The 3,525-nt window shown below is 48.7% G+C and carries 2 protein-coding genes; both read left to right on the forward strand.

The window, feature by feature from the left end:
• Positions 1-139 precede the first annotated feature (139 nt).
• The gene (locus BIY29_RS19565; RefSeq protein ID WP_121576678.1) at positions 140-736 is read left to right on the forward strand and encodes a hypothetical protein; all 597 of its coding nucleotides are present in this window, start codon (positions 140-142) and stop codon (positions 734-736) included.
• 162 nt (positions 737-898) lie between these two features.
• Positions 899-3,525, forward strand: a 2,627-nt coding sequence (locus tag BIY29_RS19570; RefSeq protein ID WP_276310304.1) for a calcium-binding protein, incomplete at its 3' end; no start/stop codon positions are given.

A 3,525-nucleotide genomic window follows, 5' to 3' on the forward strand; every position in this document is an offset into this window, starting at 1 on the left:
ATATTAAACATTTAAATTAATATCATGCTAATTATATCAATTTAAATTGATGAGTAACAAGATAGGCCATAAGTTTTTTATTTAAGGAGATGTTTATGGATAGTAAATATGGATATCAGATATTGTAAAGGAGTTATTTATGAAAAAATTGTGCGATAAAAAGGTTGCATCTTCTGTTGTTGGTATGATGCTGGATGGTCGTTTTTTTCGATGGCTAAAGGCATTTTTTAGCGATCCCTGGCGAAAAACGTTGGTGATAATTCCTTTTATAATCATAGTGGTTAACATTATTCCATCATTCTATGCGTGGATTGCGGAAATACCAAAAGAGGAAGAGATACATTATACCCAGGGTGAGCTGGTTCTTAGGAAAAACAATAAAAAAGGTATTCAGTTAGGATTGAAAAAAAATAATAAAATAGAATATTTTTCTTGTGCGGATCAATTAAATGTCGGACATTTTTGTGGACCGAGTGATGATTTGTTACATGACTGGTCAGGGAAGCAGGCTGAAGTCGGTTGGTTTTATCAATCGGCTTATTTTTTCTATTCACAACGCCGGTTGGTCAGATTGAAAGTGGAGGGTGAAGAAAAAATTAGTCTGGAAGATGTGTCGAAAGATATATCTTATGGTAGGAAGTCTGCAGTTCGTTATGTCGTTATGTATAATATCCCTATAATTTTTTTGGTGCTTTATTTAATAAGGAGATTTATTTATAAAAAAAATGAAGTTTAGTAATGTTTTTATTTTGTGAGTTGGAAAATTAATTAGCGTGAAGACATCTTGAAATATAAATCATATCAGCGAATGTGAATGTAAGTCGTTGCATTTAGATTGTAGAAAATAAAAAGTTTTATTTGGTTTTTTACTGAAAACGTACCTCAAGGAGATTGGATTATGAGTAAAACCAAGGGATTACTGGATGCCGGATTCGGCAATATATTGTCTTATGTTAGCGGACAGGCCAGCACGGTGCCGGTGATCGATAATGCGGTTAAAAAGGATGCAGTAAGTGCCGGGATTGGTGTAGCTCAGACCGCGGGATCGGTGGCGGAAATGATGGGGAAAGCCCTGCCGGGTATAACCATTGGCGGGAAATTTATTCCTGCCGCCGCATTGGGATTGTCCAGTGCTGGATTACTTAATGACATATTGACAATAGATAGACAATATAATAAAGACGGCACCATCCCCACCAGTTCGGTCTATTCCGCGTTAAGTAATATCACCTCGGGCGCCAGCGCGCTGACATTGGCGGCAGCGGTGGCGAGTGCTGCCGCAGGCACCGCCGTCGCGGCGCCGTTGATGGGGGCTGCGGTGGCATTGACGGTGGCAGGCGCGGCATTGGCCATCGCCTCTGTCGCAGCGGATTCATCGATAAACCTATCGGACATAATGAACAGGCTGCGGGAAAGTTTCCAGTCATTCAGTGAACTGTTAGGCAACGCCTATAACGAGGCGGTAGAAAATGCTTTAGAGAAATTAAGCCGGGAAGACGGGGAGGGGGATGAAGGTACGGGTGAAGAAACGCCTGGGGCGGGCGATATTCCTTTGCCTGGGGAGAGTGATCCCAATGCGCCGGGTAAATCTGCCAATCCGGAAAGGGGCGCTGCGGGTGGCGTACCCGGAAAAGCAGGCGAAGGAGTGGGTAAGGCGGAGAATACGTACAGCCCCTTGATTCTTGATCTCGATGGCGACGGGGTTGAGACGGCGGATAACGGAGTCTTTTTTGATCACGACGGCAATGGCTTTGCTGAGTTTTCCGGCTGGGTGGGCAAGGATGACGGGCTGCTGGTGCTGGATAAAAACGCCAACGGCCAGATCGACGATGGCAATGAATTGTTCGGCAACAACAGCGTTACAGCAACCGGAACAAACGCCGCCAACGGTTTTGCGGCGCTGGCGGAATACGATCTGAATGACGATGGCGTTATTGATGAACAGGATACTGTTTTTGAAAAATTGCAGGTATGGCGTGATGCCAATGGCAATGGCAGCACCGATTCTGGCGAATTGCTTTCGCTTGGCGAGGCGGGGGTAAAATCGATCAATCTGGCATACCACACTACCAAGAATACGGACGAGCAAGGGAATCAACACTTACAACAAGGAGGCTATACCCGCACGGATGGCAGTGTAGCCAATGTGGTGGATGTGTGGTTCAAGGTGAATCTTGCACGTACGCTGGATAAAAATGAAGTTGAAGTATCGGAAGAGATAGCCCGATTGCCGGATGTGGTCGGTGCGGGGAATATGAGCGATCTGCGGCAGGCTATGGCGCGTAGCGAGGATGGAACGTTGCAACGGTTGGTTGAGCAATTTGTTCAAATGGACGAACGTGAAGGGCGCTATAAGCTGGCGGATGAAATTTTGCGCGTCTGGAGCGGAGCGAATAACTACGCAACCGATAGCCGAGGCAGATATATTGATGGACAGAAGTTATATGCGTTGGAAGCGTTTGTCGGCAAAGCGTTCAGTCAGGAGGGTAAACCCAATCCTCTGTGGAATGCGGCAGAGAAATTAGAATCGACGTATAAATTAGTGTTGGATAGCGTATACGGGCAATTGATGTTGCAGTCCCATTTGTCTGATGTGATGGATAATCTGAAGGTTAGCGTCGAGAATCAGCGCATAGTATGGGACGTCTCAGAGATTATTTCAGCGCTGCGGACGGATTATAGTGAAGAACCGGAAAAGGCTATCGACACTCTCGCTGAATTGGGGATGGCGCTGAAAGGCGTTGATAGCGAATATTCGCTGGCGGTGCTGAATGCATTGCAAAGTCATGGCAATCGTGCCGGGGATGATATTGATGTTGTTCTGAGCGCGTTTGCCGAACAGTTGGAATTAAGCATCGGTGGATATGCTGACGATACGCTATCTGCGACAGGCAATACCGCACGGGCGTTATATGGGTTATCCGGAGATGATAAATTGTATGGTGCGCAAGGCGGAGACAGCCTGCGCGGCGGCAGGGGCGATGACTACCTGAACGGTGGGGAGGGCAATGACAGCTATCACTATGCCCGGGGCGACGGCCACGACACCATTGAAGAGGGCAGATGGTCGGGCAAAAACGACCGGCTGGTGCTGGAAGGCATCGACGCCGACCAGGTAAGCCTGACACGTGACGGCATCGACATTATCCTGCATATCGCGGAGAGCGTCGAGGGGGCGGGCGACGGCGGCTCGGTGCGGCTGAAGTCGCAGTATGGCGCGGACTATGAGCGCGGGGTGGAAAACGTGGAGTTTGCCGATGGCACAGTCTGGACGGCGCAGACGCTGCAGGAACTGATGATCGCGTCGATGCAGACGGCGGGAGACGATCGGGTGATCGGCTCGAACGTGGCGGATACGCTGCGCGGTGGTAAAGGGGACGACTACCTGAACGGCGGAGAGGGCAGCGACAGCTACCATTATGCACAGGGCGACGGCAATGACACGATCGTGGAGTCGATAAATTCAGGGCGCGGCGATCAACTGGCGCTGGAGGGGATAGCCACCGGCCAGGTGAGCCTGACGCG

The sequence above is a fragment of the Brenneria alni genome, assembly GCF_003666245.1.
Taxonomy (GTDB): Bacteria; Pseudomonadota; Gammaproteobacteria; order Enterobacterales; family Enterobacteriaceae; genus Brenneria; species Brenneria alni.

Excerpts from the sequence above, each read along its gene's own strand:
- BIY29_RS19565 (WP_121576678.1), top strand. The coding sequence starts at position 140 with ATGAAAAAATTGTGCGATAAAAAGGTTGCATCTTCTGTTGTTGGTATG.